This window comes from Rhizobium sp. LEGMi-198b, assembly GCF_054114205.1.
Map to the genome: position 1 here is coordinate 322687 of NZ_JBSYVH010000006.1, position 17925 is coordinate 340611.

General features: G+C 60.1%; 18 protein-coding genes. 13 read left to right on the top strand and 5 right to left on the bottom strand.

The genetic code is table 11. The features are described from left to right. Window positions 1-6 precede the first annotated feature (6 nt). Entirely contained in the window at window positions 7-858 is an 852-nt protein-coding gene (locus tag ACXHXG_RS23235; RefSeq protein WP_285168672.1) for a CoA transferase subunit A, read from the bottom strand. Between the two features lie 130 nt (window positions 859-988). Here ACXHXG_RS23235 and ACXHXG_RS23240 point away from each other — a divergent pair, with 130 nt between their 5' ends. After that, entirely contained in the window at window positions 989-1744 is a 756-nt protein-coding gene (locus tag ACXHXG_RS23240; RefSeq protein ID WP_104826697.1) for an IclR family transcriptional regulator domain-containing protein, read from the top strand. Between the two features lie 53 nt (window positions 1745-1797). Here ACXHXG_RS23240 and ACXHXG_RS23245 read toward each other — a convergent pair whose 3' ends face one another. Then, window positions 1798-2685, bottom strand: a complete 888-nt coding sequence (locus ACXHXG_RS23245; protein WP_457900849.1) for a helix-turn-helix domain-containing protein — start codon at window positions 2683-2685, stop codon at window positions 1798-1800. 115 nt (window positions 2686-2800) lie between these two features. Here ACXHXG_RS23245 and pobA point away from each other — a divergent pair, with 115 nt between their 5' ends. After that, complete coding sequence (gene pobA, locus ACXHXG_RS23250) at window positions 2801-3973, top strand: 4-hydroxybenzoate 3-monooxygenase (protein WP_457900850.1); 1173 nt, start codon at window positions 2801-2803, stop codon at window positions 3971-3973. Between the two features lie 6 nt (window positions 3974-3979). On the opposite strand, the gene pcaQ is transcribed toward pobA, so the two are convergent. After that, window positions 3980-4906, bottom strand: a complete 927-nt coding sequence (gene pcaQ, locus ACXHXG_RS23255; RefSeq protein WP_457900851.1) for a pca operon transcription factor PcaQ — start codon at window positions 4904-4906, stop codon at window positions 3980-3982. Window positions 4907-4999: 93 nt separating this feature from the next. Between pcaQ and pcaD the strand changes: the two genes are divergently transcribed. Genes pcaD through ACXHXG_RS23280 form a run of 5 tightly spaced genes read left to right on the top strand, consistent with a single transcriptional unit; the run spans window position 5000 to window position 8630 of the window. Next, window positions 5000-5809: a 3-oxoadipate enol-lactonase gene (pcaD, locus tag ACXHXG_RS23260; protein WP_457900852.1), complete on the top strand. Its 810-nt coding sequence runs from the start codon at window positions 5000-5002 to the stop codon at window positions 5807-5809. After that, entirely contained in the window at window positions 5806-6201 is a 396-nt protein-coding gene (gene pcaC, locus ACXHXG_RS23265; protein WP_104826693.1) for a 4-carboxymuconolactone decarboxylase, read from the top strand. The genes pcaD and pcaC overlap by 4 nt, the downstream gene beginning before the upstream one ends. A 12-nt stretch (window positions 6202-6213) precedes the next feature. Continuing rightward, entirely contained in the window at window positions 6214-6963 is a 750-nt protein-coding gene (gene pcaH / locus ACXHXG_RS23270) for a protocatechuate 3,4-dioxygenase subunit beta (RefSeq protein ID WP_104826692.1), read from the top strand. A 2-nt stretch (window positions 6964-6965) separates the two neighbouring features. Beyond that, complete coding sequence (pcaG, locus tag ACXHXG_RS23275; RefSeq protein WP_285168732.1) at window positions 6966-7577, top strand: protocatechuate 3,4-dioxygenase subunit alpha; 612 nt, start codon at window positions 6966-6968, stop codon at window positions 7575-7577. A 3-nt stretch (window positions 7578-7580) separates the two neighbouring features. Next, complete coding sequence (locus tag ACXHXG_RS23280; RefSeq protein ID WP_457900853.1) at window positions 7581-8630, top strand: 3-carboxy-cis,cis-muconate cycloisomerase; 1050 nt, start codon at window positions 7581-7583, stop codon at window positions 8628-8630. Here the strand turns inward: ACXHXG_RS23280 and ACXHXG_RS23285 are convergent. Next, a complete protein-coding gene (locus tag ACXHXG_RS23285; RefSeq protein WP_104826689.1) occupies window positions 8627-8950 on the bottom strand; it encodes a helix-turn-helix domain-containing protein in 324 nt (107 codons plus the stop codon). The two genes, ACXHXG_RS23280 and ACXHXG_RS23285, sit on opposite strands and share 4 nt — an antisense overlap. Continuing rightward, window positions 8934-9299, bottom strand: coding sequence for a type II toxin-antitoxin system RelE/ParE family toxin (locus ACXHXG_RS23290; protein WP_457900854.1), 366 nt, complete (start codon window positions 9297-9299; stop codon window positions 8934-8936). The genes ACXHXG_RS23285 and ACXHXG_RS23290 overlap by 17 nt, the downstream gene beginning before the upstream one ends. Before the next feature lie 219 nt (window positions 9300-9518). On the opposite strand from ACXHXG_RS23290, the gene ACXHXG_RS23295 reads away from it, so the two are divergent. The 6 genes from ACXHXG_RS23295 (at window position 9519) to ACXHXG_RS23320 (ending at window position 17876) form a co-directional block, all read left to right on the top strand. Further along, window positions 9519-10691, top strand: coding sequence for an ABC transporter substrate-binding protein (locus ACXHXG_RS23295; protein WP_457900855.1), 1173 nt, complete (start codon window positions 9519-9521; stop codon window positions 10689-10691). Window positions 10692-10798: 107 nt separating this feature from the next. After that, a complete protein-coding gene (locus ACXHXG_RS23300; RefSeq protein ID WP_104826687.1) occupies window positions 10799-11662 on the top strand; it encodes a branched-chain amino acid ABC transporter permease in 864 nt (287 codons plus the stop codon). Between the two features lies 1 nt (window position 11663). Next, the gene (locus ACXHXG_RS23305) at window positions 11664-12668 is read left to right on the top strand and encodes a branched-chain amino acid ABC transporter permease (RefSeq protein ID WP_457900856.1); all 1005 of its coding nucleotides are present in this window, start codon (window positions 11664-11666) and stop codon (window positions 12666-12668) included. Further along, on the top strand, window positions 12665-13429 hold the full coding sequence (locus ACXHXG_RS23310; RefSeq protein WP_283054120.1) for an ABC transporter ATP-binding protein: 765 nt from the start codon (window positions 12665-12667) through the stop codon (window positions 13427-13429). Before ACXHXG_RS23305 ends, ACXHXG_RS23310 begins: the two co-directional genes overlap by 4 nt. Continuing rightward, entirely contained in the window at window positions 13410-14126 is a 717-nt protein-coding gene (locus ACXHXG_RS23315; protein ID WP_104826684.1) for an ABC transporter ATP-binding protein, read from the top strand. Before ACXHXG_RS23310 ends, ACXHXG_RS23315 begins: the two co-directional genes overlap by 20 nt. A gap of 111 nt (window positions 14127-14237) precedes the next feature. Next, entirely contained in the window at window positions 14238-17876 is a 3639-nt protein-coding gene (locus tag ACXHXG_RS23320; RefSeq protein WP_457900857.1) for a hydantoinase B/oxoprolinase family protein, read from the top strand. Window positions 17877-17925 lie beyond the last annotated feature (49 nt).

Below are 17925 nucleotides of genomic sequence, written 5' to 3' on the forward strand. Positions count from 1 at the left end.
GCCTCCTCACGCTGCGTTCTTTTTTGCATATTTGGCGAAATCTTCCGGCCCGGCTTCCATGACATTCTCCCTGATCCAGGCCTGGAAGCTGTCACGGTCGCGGGCGATTTCGTCCCAAGCAATGTAGAAGGCGTTCGAGCGCGCATAATAGCCCTGCGCATAGGAGGGGAAGGCGCCGCCCGGCACATGCGCAACCGAGGTTACCGCCCAGGTCGGCAGCACGACGGAATTCGGCGATGGCGGGTTCAGTTCGTCGACGATCTCTTCGACCGTGACGATCGACCGTCTGGCAGCAAGCACCGCTTCCTTCTGCACGCCGACAATACCTTCGAGCAAGACATTGCCCTTTCGGTCGGCGCGCAGCGCGTGGATGATCGTGACATCCGGCCGGATCGCGGGAACAGCGGCCAGCACTTCGCCGGTGAACGGGCAAGTCACGCTTTTGATGTTCGAATTGACCTTCGGCAGGTCAGCGCCGATATAGCCGCGTAGCATCGCGAAGGGCAGATTGGCAGCCCCCGCCTCATAGGCGTTTGCCATCGCCGCATGCGAATGTTCCTCGATCTCCAACGGCCGCGGCCACTGGTTTTCGACGGCGTCACGGAAGCGATGCAACGAGCCGACGCCGGGATTGCCGCCCCAGGAAAATTTCATGCCGCGCGCGGCACCGACGCCGATCAACTGGTCGTAGAGGATGTCCGGCGTCATGCGGATCAGGTAAAGATCCTTCTTCCCCTGCCGGATGACCTCGTGCCCGGCGGCATAGGGGATGAGATGGGTAAACCCTTCCATGGCGACGGTATCCCCATCCCGCACATTTTCTGCCACCGCTTCCGAAAGCGATACGATCTTCGCCATGAGGCCTCCCAAAATAGTCATGTGGTATGGGCGTCAATAAGCGCCTCCAGGTGACCGACGTCAAATATTTTGTGCGTTATTTGACTTTTGTTCATATATCGCACAAAATGCCCTTACCTGGAGGAAGACTATGCGTGAAACTGATTTCGTAAGCGGCTTTGCCAAAGGATTGAAAACAATCGAAGCCTTCGGCGAGACGCGCCAGAGACTATCGATCGCCGAGGCGTCGAAGCTAACCGGACTCGATCGCGCAACGGTGCGCCGCTCGCTGCTGACGCTCGCCGAACTTGGTTATGCCGACTATGACGGAAAATTCTTCGCGCTGACGCCGAAAATCCTGCGGCTCGGCCATGCCTATCTTTCGGCGACGCCGCTTCCGACGATCATCCAGCCCTATCTCGATCAACTTTCAGAGCGCGCCGGTCACAACGCTTCCGCTTCGGTGCTGGACGGCACAGAAATCGTCTATATCGCCCGCGCCTCACAACGCCGGGTGATGTCGATCAACCTCACACCCGGCAGCCGCCTGCCCGCCTATTGCGCCTCCATGGGCCGCGTCTTGCTCGGCGCCTTGCCGGAAAATGAGGCGCGCGCCGTGCTTGCCCGCACGGAGATCAAGGCCAATACGCCGAATACGAAAACAGATCCGGAAGTGTTGATGGCCGAGTTTCGCCAAGTACGGGCTCAGGGCTATGCCGTCATTGACCAGGAGCTGGAAATCGGCCTCTGCTCCATTGCCGTTCCCGTGGAGAACGATCGCGGCCAGACGGTTGCGGCAATCAATATCGGCGCGCCGGCGGCCTATGTTGCCGCTGCCGAGATGGCGGAGCGCTATCTGCCGCTGCTGCGGGAAACGCAGAAGATGCTGCGGCTGGTTCTGCGTTAGCCTTCACGTCCCTCGGGGGCGGGTGATTGGACTCCGATTTTCGATTGCCTTGCTTACATTCCGAGCCTCTCTCGTTCCTCAATGCGCCATGCGCGGGGTGTCTGGCCGGTTTGCTTCACAAAGAAGCGCGAGAAATAGGTGGGGTCGCTAAATCCGAGGCGATAGCTGATCTCCTGCACGCTGCCCAAGGTAAAGACCAATTCGCGCTTGGCCTCGTCCACCAGCTTGCGCGCGATGAGCTCATGGGCGCCATGGCCGGTCTTGCGGCGCACGATGCGGTTCAGATGTGTCGGCGAGATACCGAGCGCTTCGGCGTAAAAGGCGGCGGGTTCGTGGGAGCGGAAATGCCGCTGGATGAGGCCGTTTAGTTTTTCCATCCGTTGTTCGCCTTCGTCGGACGCACCCTGCCCTTCGCTTTCCTGCTGCGAAAGACGAGCGGTCAGTAGCAGCGCCGAGGTAAGATAGGCTTCGAGCAGGTCGTTGCGGCCGCCACGGCGATTGGCGAACTCGCCGCCGAGCCGCTTCAAGGTTCCGGCGACATAGGCCGCATCTGGATCGCTCAAATTGAGCCGCGTCAGATGCGGCGCGGCCAGCCATTCGCCAAGCCGGCTGCGATCACCCGGCGCTGCCTTACGATGCGAGATCAGCACGGTGATGACCAAGCCGTCGATATCCCTGGAAAAACGAAAACCGTGATTGAGGCGCGGCGGGATGGTGATGACCGCGGGCGGTATGATGGCGTGGCTCTCGCCGTCAAAGATCGCATCGCCAGAGCCGGCATCTATGTACAGGATCTGAAAGAAGCTTTCGTGGCGATGTGGTCGGATTTCCCAATGATGCAGGCTGCTGCGCGACGGGATTGTCTCGCAATGCAGCCAGAAATCCGGTCTTTTGCCCGTATTTTCACCGTAGAGTTCATAGGTCGGCACTGGTTTCGACAAAGCTACCCTCCCTCCATCATGTTCGATTTGTGCAATTACTTGGGTGAAATGTCCATTGTTGGCGCCCTCGTCGCCGCGCAGAATGGGGAAAAAAGACGAAGCGTGGGAGGACATTATGCGCACTCAGGTCGCCATTATCGGTTCAGGTCCGTCCGGCCTGCTCTTGGGACAATTGCTGACGGAAGCCGGGATCGACAACGTCATCCTCGATCGCGTCGGCAAGGACCATATCCTCGGACGCGTTCGCGCCGGCGTCCTGGAAGAAGGTACGGTAGGGCTGATGGACAAGGCAAAATCCGGCGCGCGTCTGCATGCTGAGGGCTTGCCGCATAACGGCTTTTCACTTGCCTTCGACGGCCGCGATCATCGCATCGATCTTCATGATCTCACCGGAGGCAAGCGCGTCACGGTCTACGGCCAGACGGAACTCACCCGCGATTTGATGGCCCATCGCGAACAGAGCGGCGCCTTAACAATCTACGAGGCCGTCAATGTTCAGCCGCATGATTTCGACGGAAGCTCACCTTATGTCACCTACGAGAAAGATGGGGTAACCTACCATATTGATTGCGATTTTATCGCTGGCTGTGATGGTTTTCATGGCGCGAGCCGCAAATCGGTTCCGGAAAAATCGATCCGCAGCTTCGAGAAAATCTATCCTTTCGGCTGGCTCGGTCTGCTCGCCGACGTTCCGCCGGTCAATCACGAGCTGATCTATGCCAATCATCCGCGCGGATTTGCGCTCTGCTCCATGCGGTCGATGACGCGCAGCCGCTATTACATACAATGTCCGCTGGATGAGAAAATCGAGAACTGGAGCGACGACCGTTTCTGGGACGAACTGCGCCACCGTCTGCCCACGCATCATGCCGAGGCGCTGATCACCGGGCCTTCATTTGAGAAATCGATCGCGCCGCTGCGTTCCTTCGTCGCCGAGCCTATGCGCTTCGGTCGCCTGTTCCTCGTCGGCGACGCGGCCCATATCGTGCCGCCGACCGGGGCCAAAGGCCTGAACCTTGCGGCGAGCGATGTGCATTATCTCTTCTCGGGTCTTGCCGAACATTATCAGGATCGCTCCAATACCGGCCTGGACGCTTATTCAGCCCATGCGCTCGCTCGCGTCTGGAAGGCGGTGCGCTTCTCCTGGTGGATGACGACGGTGATGCATCGTTTTCCCGACACCAGCGATTTCGACCAGAAAATACAGGAGGCGGAACTGGACTATCTCACCCATTCCCGCGCCGCCTCGACCGTGCTGGCGGAGAATTATGTCGGCCTGCCCTATTGAGGCCGCCTAGCTCTTCTTTGCCACCTCGCTCGCCGCCTCGCGGATCGTCTGCATCAGGATTGATAGCGGCATGGTGGGAATAGCGTCGGTGCGCATGGTAAGACCGACAGGGCCTCTGGTCTCGCTAGTGTCGATGGGCAGCAGGCTGAGCAGACCATCCTCGACATCGCTGGCGACGACGCCGGTGGAGATGATCCAGATGGCGTCGCTCGATCGCACAAACGCGCGGCCGAAGGAATCTGATACCGTCTCGATCTGGTTCGGCAGGCTGGCAACGCCGTTGGCGATCAAGAAACTCTCGACGAAGGGCCGTATGATCGAGCCCCGCGTCGGCATCAGGACCGTATATTTGCCGAGATTGGAAAACAGCGATTGTTTCGCCACTAGCAGCGGATGCCCTGCCCGCACCACGAAGACCACCTGCTCGGAATAAAGATGCTCGAAGGAAAAGCCGGCCATCTTGTCGGGACCGGCCAGGCGGCCGACAACAAGATCGAGATCGCCGACGCGGAGTTGTTCCAGCAGCACAGCGTTTTCGCCGGTGACGATCTTGATGCGGCTCCAGGTTTCCTCCTTGAGGAATAACTCCATCGCCCGCGGCATGATCCGCGTGGAGACCGTAGGCAAGGCACCGATCCGGATCGGCGGCGCTTCGCCGGAGCGCTCCTGCGAGATGGAGTCGAAGCCCTGTCTGAGCGCAGTCAGCGCCGCCCCGGCATGGCGCAGGAAGACTTCGCCGTAACGGGTAATCTTGATGCCGCGCCCGTCGCGTTCGAAAACGGCGACGCCCAGCGCCTCTTCCAGCTCGCGGATAGTCTTGGTCACCGCGGGCTGGCTGACATGCAGGAGTTCGGCCGCCTTGATCACGCTTTTCTGGCGCGCGACCTCGACAAAGGTCTGGAGATGGCGGAATTTGACGCGGGAGTCGATCATGGTTTTCATAACTCATAGGTTATCGAAAAGCCAATAAATATCATTTTACCTAACCAGATTAAACCTCCAATCTCATTGCAGAGGAGATTTCCAGTGCAGTTCGCCCGTATCAATGATGTCACGATCCACTATCAGATCATCGGCGCTGCCGGCGATAAGCCAGTGCTTGTCTTTGCCAATTCGCTCGGCACGGATTTCCGGATCTGGCGTGATGTGATCGTTCGGCTCGCAGGCGATTTTGCCATCGTTCTCTATGACAAACGCGGCCATGGCCTGTCCGATCTTGGCCAGATGCCCTACACGATGGAGGATCACGCCACCGATCTCGCAGGGCTGCTCGATCTGCTCGCGGTGAAAGATGCCGTCATCTGCGGCCTCTCGGTCGGCGGTCTGATTGCGCAATCGCTCTATCAGCGGCGGCCGGATTTGGTGCGGGCGCTGATCCTTTGCGATACGGCCCATAAGATAGGCACCGTCGAGAGTTGGAACAACCGCATCGCCAGGGTCGAGGCCGAGGGCATCGAGTCGATTGCCGACGGCGTGCTCGAACTCTGGTTCACGCCCGCTTTTCGACGTCCCGAGAACACTGCTTTCGGCGGTTATCGCAACATGCTGATCCGCCAGCCGGTGGAAGGTTATGTCGCCACTTGCGCCGCTCTTCGTGACACCGACTTCACCGAGGCGGCGAAGAAGATTGCGGTACCGACCATCTGCATCGTCGGCGACCAGGACGGTTCGACACCGCCAGAACTCGTGCTGTCGACCGCCAAGCTCATTCCGAATGCGCGTTACGAGGTGATCAAGGATGCAGGGCACATCCCTTGTATCGAGCAACCCGAGGCCCTGACCGCGGTCATCCGCGCTTTCATCGATTTTGCCTTGCATGGAGAAAAAGGCCCATGAATGACCCCTCCGAGCGCTACCTCCAGGGCATGGCGACGCGACGCGCCGTTCTTGGCGACAGCCATGTCGACCGCGCCCAGTCGGGGTCGACGGATTTCGACCGGCCATTCCAGGACCTGATCACGGAAGCTGCCTGGGGGCACGTTTGGTCGCGCCCGACGCTCAGCAAGCGTGAGCGCTCGATCGTGACGATCGCACTTTTGGCAGCGCTGGGTCAGGATGAAGAGGTAGCGATGCATGTTCGCGCCACGAGCAATACCGGCGCGACGCGCGACGACGTCTGCGAAGCGCTGTTGCATGTGGCGATCTATGCCGGCGTGCCGGCTGCCAATCACGCGATCAAGATCGCCAAGCAGGTTTTCGAACAGATGGACGCCGAGAAAGCGGCCTGAAACGAGGCAGACATGTCCGACAAAACCAATAGCAAACCGGAGACCGGCGCTTTTTTCGCCCGCGACCGTGCCTGGCATCCACCGGCCTTTACACCCGGCTACAAGACCTCGGTTCTGCGCTCGCCGCAGCGGGCGCTCCTCTCACTGGATGGAACGATCTCCGAAATCACCGGGCCGGTATTTGGGCATTCTATCCTCGGCGAACTGGACAACGACCTGATCCATAACTTCGCCAAGCCGGGCGAAAGCGCGATCGGGGAGCGCATTATCGTGCATGGCCGCGTGCTGGATGAGCGGGGCCGGCCGGTTCCTGGCGTTCTGGTGGAATTCTGGCAGGCCAATGCCGGTGGGCGTTATCGCCACAAGAAAGAGACCTACCTTGCCGCTATCGATCCGAATTTCGGCGGCTGCGGCCGCGCCATCACCGACGAGGAGGGCCATTATGCCTTCCGAACGGTGCGGCCGGGGGCCTACCCCTGGCCGAACGGCGTTAATGACTGGCGGCCGGCGCATATTCATTTCTCGATCTTCGGTCACGGCTTTGCGCAGCGGCTGATCACGCAGATGTATTTCGAGGGTGACCCGATGATCTGGAAATGTCCGATCGTGGGCACGATCCCTGACAAGGCGGCTATCGAGCAACTGATCGCGCCGCTTGACTGGGGCAACACCATTCCGATGGATGCGCGCGCCTATAAATTCGATATCGTACTGCGTGGCCGCCGCTCGACCCTGTTCGAAAATCGGCTGGAGGGAAACTGATGGTGCAGCAAATCGGCTACCTCAAGGAGACGCCGTCGCAGACGGCCGGTCCCTATGTCCATATCGGCCTCACGCCGAACTATTGCGAGATCGGTGGTATCTACGACACCGACCTCGGCATATCCATGGTCAACGACAAGACGCTTGGAGAGCGCATCACGCTCAAGGGCCGGATTCTAGACGGTGCCGGTGTGCCGGTGAAGGATGCCGTCGTCGAGATCTGGCAGGCAGACAGTGCCGGTCTCTATAACAGCCCTGCTGAAATGCGCGGCACGGCCGATCCGAACTTCACCGGTTGGGGCCGCTGCCCGACCAGCGCCGAAGACGGCGTTTTCCGCTTCGAAACCGTGAAGCCCGGTCGCGTTCCTTATAAGGACGGACGCCGGATGGCGCCGCATATCACCCTCTGGATCGTCGCACGTGGCATCAATATCGGATTGCATACGCGCATTTATTTTCCGGATGAGGCCGAGGCCAATGCGGAGGATCCCCTGCTTGCCCGCATCGAACATCGCGACCGCGTCGCCACCCTGATCGCCCGCAAGGAAGGATCGGTCTATACGTTCGACGTGCATTTGCAGGGCGACAAGGAAACGGTTTTCCTCGATGTATAGGCCATGAGTATTTCCGCCTTCGATCACCCGTTCCTCTCCAGCCTCCTCGGCGATGAGGAGGTCTCCGCTTATTTTTCGGCGGAAGCCGATATCCGGGCAATGCTTACCTTTGAGGCGGCGCTCGCGAAAGCCGAGGCGCGGCACGGTATCGTTCCGCAGGAGGCGGCGCAGCGGATTGCCGAGATCTCTACCAGTTTCCAGCCCGATATTTTCAGCCTCAAATCCGCGACGGCGACGGATGGCGTCGTCGTTCCGGATCTTATCAAGCAATTGCGCAAGGCAGTCGGCGACGAAGCCGGGCAGCATGTGCATTTCGGCGCTACCAGCCAGGATGTCATCGACAGCAGCTTGATGATCCGTCTGAAGGCGGTAGCCTTTCTGCTCGCCGGCCGTCTCTTCGCTGTTGCGGCGGCGCTTGAAAAACTCGACAAGCAGTATGGTTCGAACCGCCTGATGGGCCATACCCGCATGCAGGCCGCTATTCCGATTACTGTCTCTGACCGCCTGCGCGCCTGGCGCGATCCGCTGGACAAATATCGCGATCGGCTGACGCAGGAGACCTTTCCAATCCAATTCGGCGGCGCGGTCGGCACGCTGGACAAGCTCGGATCCAAAGCTGCGGACGTTCGAGTGTCGCTGGCACAGGAGCTTGACCTCACTGACGAGCCGCAATGGCAGAGCCAGCGGGCAAGGGTTGCTGAACTCGCCGGTCTGTTCTCGCTGATTTCGGGCAGCCTCGGCAAGATCGGCCAGGATATCGCCCTTCTTGCACAGACCGGCGATGAGATCGAGCTCGCCGGTGGTGGCGGCTCTTCTGCCATGCCGCACAAGCAGAACCCGGTCGCCGCCGAAGTCCTCATATCGCTTGCCCGCTTCAACGCCGTCCAGCTTTCCGGCATCCATCAATCCCTCGTGCACGAGCAAGAACGCTCGGGCGCCGCCTGGACGCTCGAGTGGCTGCTATTGCCGCCGATGGTGATGGCAACGGCCGCGTCGCTGCGATTGGCGCGGGAGCTGATCGGCAACGTGAGGCGATTGGGAGCGGCGGCTTAGCTCAGGACCTCAAGGCCGTGTTTCTGCACGATCGCCAGCAATTTCAGCGCCATACCGCTCGGCCGTTTGGTGCCGCTTTCCCATTTCTGCACGGTCGACTCGCTGGTATTGAGATAGCGCGCGAAAACCGGTTGGCTGACGTGATTTTGTTCGCGCAGCGCTTTGATATCTGCCGGCTCGAGCGCTGGCGGAACAGCAAGGCAATCCTCGTCAAAGGAGCGCAATGTTTCCTTGTCAATCGCGCCAACCTTGTAGAGGGCTTCGGCGGAAGTGTGGATCGCCTCAAAGGCATCACTTTTGTATTTACGTGTTTTTGTCATTGCCGATCTCCACAAAATGTCCGATTTCCACCAAACGCTGAAGCTGCTCTTCGGAAAGGCTGGCATATGATTTGGCGAGCTTCCGAAATTTGAGCAATTCATCGTTTTCGATGTTTTCTCGGTCCTGTTTCGCGAACAGATATTCGTAGACCCAAAAGCGCCCAGCGTTTGCCAGTATGATCGAGCGATGCATATTGTCGTTCAACCGCTTTTTGAAAACACCGCCTCCGAGAGCATCGACCTTGCCTTCGGCAACTTGTTTGATCGCCTTTAGAAGCTCGGTATCCGAAATATGGGCTTTGCGCGCGGCCTTGCCGAACCAACTCGTTTTGAATACTCGGGCGATCATGGATTTATGTAGCACCTGGTCCTACCGAATTCAACAATAGCGATTTCAAAATTTCGCTTCTCGCCCTATGCTTTCCGTCATCCAGAAACATAACTCATAAATTATGAATACGAGCATTTATTTCATTTTACATCACCATTTCACATGCCAGATTGGCAGTTGAAGCGGTTCATCAAGGCAAGCTGGTCCGAGAGCAGGCTGGCTGCGGGAGGAGAAAATATGAGACGGTTCGTTCTGGCCGCGATCGCGGCTATTGCCATGGGCAGTGCGGCCTATGCCGACACGATCAAGATCGGCGTCATCGGTCCGTTTTCAGGCCCGTTCGCCCTTCAGGGAAAGAATTTCAAGGCCGGTATCGACGCCTATGTGGCAATGCACGGCAATAAGGTCGGCGACAACGAGATCGAAGTGATCTATCGCGATGTCCCGCAAGCCGATCCGGCACAATCGAAATCCTCGGCGCAGGAACTGGTCGTCAAGGAGCATGTGCAGTATCTCGCCGGCTTCTATTTCACGCCGGACGCCATGGCCGTGACGCCGATTCTCAAGCAAGCCAATGTGCCGATGGTGATCTTCAACGCCGCGACATCGGCGATCGTCACCAAGAGCCCGCTGGTGGTGCGCACGTCTTTCACCACCTGGCAGACCTCGACGCCGATCGCAAAGGTCGCGCATGACAGCGGCGTCAAAAAGGCCATCTCCGTCGTCAGCGACTACGGTCCGGGCATCGATGCCGAAAATGCCTTCAAGGCAGGCTTCGAGAAGGCAGGCGGCCAGGTTATCGAGGCTGTCCGCATGCCGCTGTCGACAAATGATTTCAGCCCGATCATGCAGCGCATCAAGGATTCAGGCGCACAGGGCGTTTTTGCTTTTCTGCCCTCGGGTCCGACCACGCTCGGTTTCGTCAAGGCCTACAACGAAAACGGCCTGAAAGGCGCCGGCATCAAACTGTTTTCGCCCGGCGACCTGACGCAGGAATCCGACCTGCCGGCACTCGGCGATGCGGCGCTCGGCATGCAGACAACGTTCCACTATTCGATCTCGCACGACTCTCCGGAAAACAAGGCCTTTGTCGCTGCCGCGGGCAAGGCGATCGGCAATCCGGCCGAACTCACCTTCCCGGCCGTCGGCGCCTTCGACGGCATGTATGTCATCTACAAGATGATCGAGGCGACCGGCGGCAAGCAGGATGCCCAGAAGGCCGTCGATGCGGTGAAGGGGCTCTCCTGGGTCAGCCCTCGCGGCCCGGTCATCATCGATCCGGAGAGCCGCCATATCACGCAGAATATCTATCTGCGCGAGGTCGCCAAGACGGCTGATGGCACATACATCAACAAGGAAATCCAGACCTTCGAAAAGCAAGGCGATCCGGGCCTTGCCGCAGCGAAATAAGGTCTGCCTTCATTTCATTCTCCCGGTTGCGCAGGAGCGGGCGGCTTGCGTCCGCTCCGGTGGAGAAGGATTAAGGCAGGACCAGAAAAGGTAGTCGGACCAGCATCATGCAAACCGTGCTTAGCATAGCAGTGGATGCCCTCGCCTACGGCATGGTGCTGTTCGTGATTTCCATTGGCCTCTCCATCACCATGGGGTTGATGCGCGTCGTCAATCTGGCGCACGGCGCCTTCGCCATGATCGGTGGCTACATCGCCTCCTATGCCGCGCGTGATCTTGGCATCGGCTATGCGGCTGCGGTGCTGCTTGCCGTGGTGGGCACGGTGATCATCTCCATCCCGATCGAGCGGCTGCTCTACCGCCGCATCTATGGGGCGCCGGAATTGACGCAGGTGCTGATGACCATCGGCATCACCTTCTGCATCATCGGTATCGCCAACTATGTCTTCGGGCCGACTTTGAAGACCATTCCCTTGCCGAACGAGCTGCAGGGTTCCGTCAATCTCGGCTTCCGCACCATCGGCACGCATCGTCTCTTCGCGATCGTCTGCGGGCTGATCGTCGCGTTGGCGCTGTGGTACACGATCGAGAAGACCTCGTTCGGCGTAAAACTCCGCGCCTCCGTCGACAACGCTTCGATGGCGGCAGCTCTCGGTGTACGCACGGAGATCGTTTATGCCGTCAGCTTCGCCATTGCCGTCGGGCTTGCTGCTTTCGGCGGCGTTGTCGGTGCCGAGCTGTTGCCGGTCGAGCCCTATTATGCCCTGCGTTATATGGTGACCTTCCTCGTGGTCGTTTCTGTCGGCGGGGCCGGCTCCATTTCCGGGGCGCTGCTGGCCTGCCTCGTCCTTGGCTGCATCGATACGACCGGCCGCTATCTGATGCCGGAATATGGCGAATTCTTCTTCTATCTCGCCGTGATCGCCATCGTCTGTGTCTTCCCACGCGGCCTAGCCGGAAGGGCGAAGTGATATGGCACTGACCATGGATAGCGCGGCCATCGCTGCCGCCAGCAAACGCCGGGCACTTAGTCGCGATGCCGTCGCCATAGCGATCATCCTCGTGTTGGCAGCAGCCGGTTATCTGTTGTTTCCCGACAATCTCGCGCTTCTGACGCGGTTGATTGCCATCGCCCTGCTGGTTTTGTCGCTTGATCTGGTGACCGGTTATTGTGGCGTGGCGACGCTCGGTCATGCGGCCCTGTTCGGGGCCGGCGCCTATGCCGCAGGTATCGCATCGGCGCATTACGGCATCAACGATCCCCTGGTCATGACGCTTGCCGGCATCGTCGGCGGTGCGGTCGCCGGATTGATCTGTGGCATCGTCATCCTCAGAGCACAGGGCTTGCCGCAACTCGTGCTGTCGATCGCGCTGATCTATCTCTTCCACGAATTCGCCAATAAGGCCTCGGATTGGACTGGTGGCAGCGATGGACTTTCCGGCATCTCCGCCGATCCGCTATTCGGCCTGTTCGAATTCGATCTCTATGGGCATACGGCTTATATCTATGCTGTAGCACTTTTATCGATCATATTGATCCTGCTGCGCTTTATCGTGCGCTCACCCTTCGGCATGCTCTGCCGCGGTATCAAGGAAGACCCCTTGCGTATCCGCGCCATGGGCGCCTCGCCAAAGATGGCGCTGATCAAGATGTATGTCATCTCGGGCGCTGTCGCCGGCGTCGGTGGCGCGCTGAACGCAATCTCCACTCAGGTTGTCGGCCTCGACAGCCTCTCCTTCACACAATCGGCCGAGGCGCTGGTCATGCTTGTGCTCGGCGGCACCGGTTCCCTGTTCGGGGCGCTCGCCGGCACGCTGATCTTCATGCTGTTCGAAGATTATGTCTCGGCCGCCAATCCCTTCCATTGGCTGACCATAGTCGGCCTGCTGCTGATCGTCGTCGTGCTGTTTGCACCGAAGGGCATCTATGGCACGGCCGCAGCCTATCTCGCACGCAGCCGGGAGGCGCGTTCATGAGCGCGATTTTCGAGGTTGATCATCTGAACAAGGCTTTCGGTGGACTGACTGTGACCAACGATGTCAGCCTGTCGATGGCGCCGGGCGATCGTGTGGCGCTGATCGGACCGAACGGTGCCGGCAAGACCACTTTCGTCAATCTGGTCACCGGCAATCTGCGGCCAGATTCTGGTGCCGTCCGTCTTGGCGGCGAGACAGTGACAAAGGTCGACGCCATCGGCCGCGTCCGGCGCGGGCTGGTGCGCTCGTTCCAGGTAACGCGGCTTTTTCAGGACATGACGCCGGCCGAGCATGTCGGTCTTGCCATTTTGCAGCGCTCCGGCCGCTCCGGCCGTATGTTCGGCAATTTCCTGGCCATGCGCGACGTTATGACGGAGACCAGCGATCTGCTCGGCACGTTGGGCCTCGGCGATCTCATGCATCGCAAGGCCAGGGAGATCGCCTATGGCCAGCAGCGGCTTTTGGAGATCGCCGTTGCCATGGCGTTGAAGCCGAAAGTACTGCTACTCGACGAGCCCGCCGCCGGGGTCCCGCAGAGCGATACCGGCCGCATCGAGCAGGCGCTGGCCGATCTGCCCGGCGATCTCGCCGTGCTGATGATCGAGCACGACATGGATCTGGTCTTCCGCTTCGCCAGACGTGTTGTCGTACTGGCCGCCGGCACCATCATTTTCGACGGCTCGCCCGCCGACGTCACCAGGGATGCGCGGGTACGCGAGGCCTATCTGGGGAGCTATGCCAATGCCGGCCACGCCGCTTGAAGTGGAAAATCTGTGCGCCGGCTATGGGCCGACGCGGGTGCTCGAAGGTGTTTCCTTTTCCGTTCCCGCCGGTGCGCGGCTTGCCGTGCTAGGCCGCAACGGCATGGGCAAGACGACACTGCTTGCAACACTCGCCGGCCAGACGCGCCGCTATGACGGCCGCATCCGGATGGGGGCGGCCGACGTGACTGGCCTTCCGAGTGCCAAACGAGCGCATCACGGTCTCGGCTATGTGCCACAGACGCGCGACATCTTCCCGACGCTGACGGTCGAGGAAAACCTCTCTGTCGGTTTGAAGGGTCGCCCGAAGACCGCCTTGCAGGAAGCCTACGACATGTTCCCACGCCTCAAGGAACGCCGCAGAAATCTCGGCAACCAGCTCTCCGGCGGAGAACAGCAGATGTTGGCGACGGCACGGACTATCCTTGGCCGCCCCTCCGTGCTCCTCCTCGACGAACCACTGGAGGGTTTGGCGCCCGTGATCTGCGAAGAACTGATGGCCGCCTTCGCCAATCTCGCCAAGACTGGCGATATGACCATCCTGCTGGTCGAACAGCGCATTCAGAGCGCACTCGATTTTGCCGATCAGGTGATCATCCTTGAGCGCGGACGGCTAGCCTGGCAGGGAACGCCTGACGCTCTTTCCCAGGATCATAGTGCCGTTGAACGCCTGCTTGGTGTCGGCGACCTGCACTAAACAATCCCCCTGGCATTGCCGCGAACAAACCAGCCTTGAGTCGGATTCATCGTTGACGATAAAACATCGACGATTTATCGATATTTTATAATCGAAATTCGGGCGGCTTTGATGGAGGCGGTCTTGTCGGGCAGCGTAGCGGGTCATTGGGATTTCTGGATTGATCGCGGTGGCACTTTTACCGATATCGTCGGACGCGATCCCGCGGGAGAACTGCACGCGCGGAAGGTCCTTTCGGAAAATCCGGAGGCTTATCGCGACGCCGCCGTGTACGGCATCCGTCTACATCTCGGCCTGACGAATGGCGAGCCGATCCCCGCCGGCTTGATCGGCGAGGTGCGCATGGGCACGACGGTTGCCACCAATGCGCTTCTGGAGCGCAAGGGCGAGCGTCTGGCGCTCGTGACGACGCGGGGGTTCCGTGACGCGCTGCGCATCGGCTATCAGGAGCGCAAGAAGATCTTCGCAACCGAAATCATCAAGCCCGAAGCGCTCTACGATGATGTGGTGGAGATCGAGGAGCGCGTGCTTGCCGATGGCACGGTGGAGCTCGCCCTCAACGAGCAGGCAGCGGAAGCGGCGTTGCGCGATCTGCGCGCCAAAGGCTATCGCGCCATCGCCATCGTCTTCATGCATGCCTATAAATTCCCGGCGCATGAGGCAGCCGTTGCCAGGATCGCAAGGCGTCTCGGCTTCGAGCAGGTCTCGGTCAGCCATGAGGTCTCGCCGCTAATCAAGCTGGTCGGTCGTGGTGATACGACCGTGGTGGATGCCTATCTCTCGCCGGTGCTCGGTCGTTACATTAGCCAAGTCTCGGAAGAGCTTGATATTGCTCGCACGGGCGCGCGCGTCATGTTCATGATGTCGTCCGGCGGATTGACCGCTGCCGACATGTTTCAGGGCAAGGACGCCATCCTCTCAGGCCCGGCCGGCGGTGTGGTCGGTCTTGCCAAGACCGGCGAGCAGGCCGGGTTCGCCAATGTCATCGGCTTCGATATGGGCGGCACGTCGACGGATGTAGCGCATTTCGACGGCGAGTATGAGCGCGCTTTCGAGACGGAAGTTGCCGGTGTCCGCGTCCGCGCGCCGATGATGCTGATCCATACGGTGGCGGCCGGCGGCGGCTCGATCCTGCATTTTGATGGCGACCGTTTCCGCGTCGGCCCGGATTCTGCCGGCGCTTTTCCCGGCCCCGCCTGTTATCGCAATGGCGGCTCCTTGGCCGTGACCGATGCCAATGTCATGACCGGTAAGCTGCTGCCGGAATTCTTCCCGGCGATCTTCGGGCCGAACCAGGACCAGCCCCTGGATGTCGAAACGGTGCGCGGCAAGTTCGCCGAACTGGCCGCCGAGATCGGCGATGGCCGCAGCCCGGAAGAAGTGGCTGATGGTTTCATCCGCATCGCCGTTGCCAACATGGTCGAGGCGATCAAGAAGATTTCGGTGCAGCGCGGCTATGACGTGACGCGCTATGCCCTCAACTGCTTCGGTGGCGCCGGCGGCCAACATGCCTGCCTAGTTGCTGACGCGCTCGGCATGAAAAGCATTCTCCTGCATCCGATGTCCGGCCTGCTCTCGGCCTATGGCATGGGCCTTGCCGATATCAGGGCTACGCGACAGAAGGCGCTTGGCGTGCCGCTTGACGATACCGCGCCGGCCGCCATCGCCGCATTGGGCAAAGAATTGCTGGGCGAATGCGTGCCGGAGCTACAGGCGCAGGGCGTCGCCACAGGCGATATCCGCACCGTCGAGCGCGCTCATATTCGCTATGCCGGTACGGATACGATGCTGGCCGTCGAGGTCACCTTCCCCGAGATCGACAATTCTGCGCGACTGCGCAGCGAATTCGAAGTGCTGCACAAGCGCCGCTTCGGTTTCGTCGCCGAGGATAAGCCGCTGGTGATCGAGGCGGTCGAAGTCGAGACGATCGGAGGTGCAGCCGCCGAAGTCGACGCCGAGCGGACAGAGGCAGGTCAAGGCGAAGCCGATGCCACTCGCCGCACATCCTTCCATTCCCAGGGCGAAAGCCATGACGCGGCCGTCGTACTGCGCGAGGCGATCCTGCCCGGGCAGACAGTGACCGGACCGGCCATCATCATCGAGCCGAACCAAACCATTGTCATCGAGGATGGTTGGCAGGCGATGTTGACTGCGAAGGATCACATCATTCTGACCCGCATCAAGGCCTTGCCGCAACGCACGGCTATCGGCACGAAGGCTGATCCGGTGATGCTGGAGATCTTCAACAATCTCTTCATGTCCATCGCCGAGCAGATGGGCGTGACGCTGCAGAACACTGCTTATTCCGTCAATATCAAGGAGAGGCTGGACTTCTCCTGCGCCGTCTTCGATGCCGAGGGCAATCTCGTCGCCAATGCACCGCACATGCCGGTACATCTCGGCTCCATGGACGCCTCCGTCGCGACTGCCATCCGCGAAAACCCGGTTATTCATCCCGGCGACGTCTTCCTGATCAATGCGCCCTATAATGGCGGCACCCACCTGCCGGACCTGACTGTCTGCACGCCCGTCTTCGACGATGCCGGTAAGGAGATTCGTTTCTGGGTCGCCAGCCGCGGCCATCACGCCGATATCGGCGGTATCTCACCCGGTTCCATGTCGCCCCTTGCCACCCATATCGAAGAGGAAGGCGTCTATATCGACAATTTCAAGCTCGTCGATCGCGGCCGCTTCTGCGAAAACGAGCTGGCAAAGCTTTTGACCGGAGCCCGATATCCGGTGCGCACGCTGGCGCAGAACGTCAACGACCTGAAGGCGCAGGTCGCCGCCAATGAGAAAGGCGTCGCCGAGCTGAAAAAGATGATCGTCCACTTCGGCGAAGAGGTGGTCGATGCCTATATGGGCCACGTCCAGGACAATGCGGCCGAAAGCGTGCGTCGCGTTCTCGATCGCCTGCCGGATGGCGAGTTCAGCTACGAGATGGATCAGGGCTGCAAGATCGTCGTCAAGATTTCGATCGACAGAGATAAGCGCGAGGCGACGGTGGATTTCACCGGCACCTCGGAGCAACGCGCCGACAATTTCAATGCACCACAGCCGGTGACCCGTGCCGCCGTGCTCTATGTCTTCCGCGTGCTGGTCGAAGCCGATATCCCGATGAATGCCGGCTGCCTGAGGCCGGTCCGGATCATCATCCCCGACGGTACGATGCTGACGCCGAAATATCCGGCTGCCGTCGTTGCCGGCAATGTCGAAGTCAGCCAGGCCGTCACCAACTGCCTGTTCGGTGCCGTCGGCACGCTTGCCGCGGCACAGGGGACGATGAACAACCTCACCTTTGGTAATGACGCTTATCAATACTACGAGACGATCTGCTCCGGCGCGCCGGCCGGTCCGGGCTTCAACGGCGCCGATGCGGTGCATACGCACATGACCAATTCACGCCTTACCGACCCTGAAATTCTCGAGACCCGTTTTCCCGTCGTGCTGGAGGATTTCCACATTCGCCCGAACTCCGGCGGACGCGGCAAGTGGAACGCAGGCAACGGCACGCAACGGACCATCCGCACCCGCGAGAAGCTGGAATTTGCGATACTCTCCTGCCATCGCCGCGTCGCGCCGTTCGGCGCAAAGGGCGGCGAACCGGGCCAGACCGGCCGCAATTATGTCCGGCGCAACGACGGTACAATCGAGGAGTTGATAGGCGCCGCCCATACGGTGCTGGACGCCGGCGAAGCTTTCACCGTCGTCACACCGACCGGCGGCGGTTACGGCAAACCGGAGGCGTAGAGACGATTGTCAACAATTGAATCTTATCGATAATTTGTTGACAAAATAC